Below are 3,227 nucleotides of genomic sequence, written 5' to 3'. Positions count from 1 at the left end.
GTGGCCGAGACCCGGGCGGTGCCCTGGGCGTCGAAGCGCTCCTGTTTGTCGAGGATCAACGTGGGGGCGGCGGGTTGCAGCGGGATGTGTTCTTCACGTACCTGGCCCTCGGCGTTGGTCACCAGCACCCAGCGGTCCTGGATGTCGGGCAGGGTCTGGCCGGGGGCGAAGATCGGGTTGGTCGGGTCCAGCCACCACACCTGGCCATCGACTTCGGCGCGGACGATGGCGTGGTTCGGCGCGCCGGTACCGGGAATCAGCAGCGGGTTAACCACATCGCCGCGGCTGACCCAGGCCGGTTCGGCCTTGATCCCGCTGGCCTTGAGCATGGCCGCCAGCAGCGTCGAAAGGTCTTTGCAGTCGCCGTAGCCGTGCTGTTCGATCTCGGCCAGGCTGAAGGGTACGTAGCCGCGATCCGAGGCGCGCCAGTCGCCCAGGTAACGGTAGTGGTCGTTGATGTGCTGCATCAGGCCGGCCACCTGTTGTGCCGGTGGCAAGCCGCGAACGGCGGCCACGGCGGCGGCGCCCTGGGGCGGCAGCTTGGCGCCGAGGATCTGGTTGTAGCGTTCGGCAAAGCCGCCGAAGTACTGCTGGCGATCCAGGGAGCTGCCGACTTCGATACGCGGGGCGTGGCGTATGTAGGCGTTGGCGGATTCGTTGATGTAGCTGAGGTAGGTCGGGGCCTTTTGCACCACGTCCAGGGTCTTGCGATTGGCCGATGGCGTAATGCTGAAACCCTCCATCAATTCGCTGCGCCACTCGATCGGCCGCTCGGCGGTGAAGCGTGCCTTGAAGTGGTCGCGCCGTGCGGCGTTGGGGCCGAACTGCAAGGCGTAGTAGAACTCGGTCATCAGCGGTTTGGCCGGGTGATGTTCGCGCACCGTGTAGCGGATTTGCGTGCCGACCCGCAGGTTGGGGAACGCCAGCGAGGTCTGTTTTTCCCGGGAGAAACCCTGGTCCGGGTTGGGGGCGGTGCGGGTGTCGATTTGCGTCGGGTCCAGGGGCACAGGTTTGCCGCCGGGCTGGGTGGACTCGGCCTTGATCAGTTCGAAGCCGTCTTCTTCCTGGTAGCTGAAGTCGATCCGCGAGAGCATTTCGCGGCCGCTTGGCTTGAGGATGGTGTAGTGAAAGCGGGTAGTGCAGTCGACGCTGGCGTCGCGGTTGAAGTGGCAATGCAGCTCGGTGTCGCTGGCCAGCGGGGCTTCGGCCATTGGTTGCAGGGCGGCAAGCGCGCTGTGACTGGCAAGCCCCCAGCTGATGCAGATCAGGGGACGGTAAAACGAAAAACGGAGCATGGGCGCCTCAGGTGGAACATTGACACAAGTACCCTAGGGGTACCGAGAAGGCGCCGGATGATAATGGATCGCAACACGAATGCCTAGCATTGTCCGACAATTAATTTCGCTGTAAGGCCCGATCTAGAGCCTTCGTTAATGTTTTAAGGATTATTTTTCGAGTTCAAACTCGACGCTTCCCAGCCGCTCACCGTTCACCAGCACGTGAACCGCATGCTTGCCGGGATAGTGCTTGCGCGTGGTCAATTCACGGATATGTTGGCCACGGCTGATGGCGTGATGTTCTCCGGCACCCAGGGTAAATGCCTTGAGCTTGAACACCTTGGACGCGCTGTGACCGGCGCTTTTCACATAGTCGATGGCGTAGTCGACCACCAGCTTTTGCGACGAATCGGCAGTGGACTCCAGGCTGAAGGACAGGTTGATCCGCTCCCCCAACTTGATCGCCGCCGGCTCGACCTTGAGTTGATGGATCTTCACTTCGGCCCTGGCCCCGGCGCCCATGATCGTCAGCGCCCGGGTGTTGCCTTGCTTGATCAGGCTGCGCAGCGCGTGGCGGGCGATCCACGCGGTGTGGGGGTTATCCAGGGACCAGCCTTCGATCAGGCCCAGCACCCAATCCGGATGGTCCTTGGTGATGTCGTTGAGGTGGTTGGCCACCGACTTGCGCACGTAGAGGCTGCTGTCGGCCTTGAGATTGTCGAGGATCGAAGCGCACAGGTTCGGATCGGCCTGCACCTCGGCCAGGCGAAACGACCATGGCAGCCGTGGCCGTGAACCTTCGCTGGCGAGGCGTCGCACGTGTTCGTTGTCATCCAGCGACCATTGCTGCATTACGGCCAGGGTGCGCTTGAAATCCCTCAGCAGGAAATGCCGTACGGCAAACTCGGCGGAGCCGAAGGTGGTGAAGTACTTGAGGGCAGCCATGGAACGCTTGAAATCATCGCCGCCGTAGCTGGCAACGTAGTGGGGCAGGAACAGGCTGACAAAGGCGCTGTTCAGCCGAGGGGCAAGGGCATACAGCAACTTCAGGGTTTGCGGATAATCCAGCGGGATCACAGCGTTCAGGCTTTCACTGACCCGCGCCATGCGTTGCATCACCGACAGGTCTGCCAACCCGGCCTTGGCGTGTTTGAGAAAACCCTTGGCGTCGAACGCCGGATACACCGCGGTCATTTCGTTGGCGATGTGTTGCAGGCGTTCGGCGTTGAAGATTTCCTTCAGGGCCGGGGCGCTTTGGTCGGTCATGGGCAAGTCCGCGGTTAGCCAGAGATGCCCACGAGGCTAACCATCAGTGCCTAGAGATACCAGCGATATTCCCGCGCATGAATTTCCTGCTGGAATGCCAGGTGGTCCTGGCGTTTGTTTTCGCAATACACGTCGACAAACTCCGCGCCCAGGCCTTCGCGCAACGTCGGCTGATGCTGCATGGCGCGCACCGCCTCCAGCATTTCCAGGGGGAAGTCCGCGCCGCTGTTGCGGTCTTCGTTCAGCGGGGCGATGGGCTCCTTCGCTGCTTCAAGACCATGCTCAAGCCCCACCAGAATCGCCGCCAATACCAGATACGGGTTGGCATCGGCACTCGCCAGGCGATGTTCGATGCGCAGGTTGCGCGGGTCGGATTCAGGAATTCGCACGCACGCGTCACGGTCTTCAAAGCCCCAGCACGCGCGGGTTGCCGCGTTGACCGTGCCACCAAGGCGGCGGAAGGCGTTGTGGTTGGGCGAGAAGATCGGCATGCAGTGCGGCAGCAGTTCCAGGCAACCCGCCACTGCGTGACGCAACGGTTGCTGCTGGTGGGCCGCCAGCAGGTTATTGCCCGCCGCATCGTACAGGCTGACGTGCACATGCATGCCGCTGCCGGGATGTTGCAGGTAAGGCTTGGCCATGAAGCTGGCGCGGTAGCCGTGCTTGAGGGCCACGCCACGGGTG

Annotated in this window: 2 protein-coding genes and 1 pseudogene; all 3 read right to left on the bottom strand. The window is 62.4% G+C overall.

Features of this window, described 5'->3' with window-relative positions; genetic code table 11:
* A partial coding sequence (locus tag HX846_RS33330) for a DUF3857 domain-containing transglutaminase family protein (protein WP_178967064.1) occupies nucleotides 1–1,295 on the bottom strand: 1,295 nt, incomplete at its 3' end.
* Between the two features lie 150 nt (nucleotides 1,296–1,445).
* Entirely contained in the window at nucleotides 1,446–2,543 is a 1,098-nt protein-coding gene (locus HX846_RS33325) for a DNA alkylation repair protein (RefSeq protein ID WP_178912940.1), read from the bottom strand.
* Nucleotides 2,544–2,593: 50 nt separating this feature from the next.
* Nucleotides 2,594–3,227, bottom strand: a pseudogene (locus tag HX846_RS33320) (glutamine synthetase); the annotation flags it as partial.

The sequence above is a fragment of the Pseudomonas sp. K5002 genome, assembly GCF_013386655.1.
Classification (GTDB): domain Bacteria; phylum Pseudomonadota; class Gammaproteobacteria; order Pseudomonadales; family Pseudomonadaceae; genus Aquipseudomonas.
Note: the sequence above shows the minus strand (reverse complement) of the source record. Positions and strands in the feature narration are given on the sequence as shown.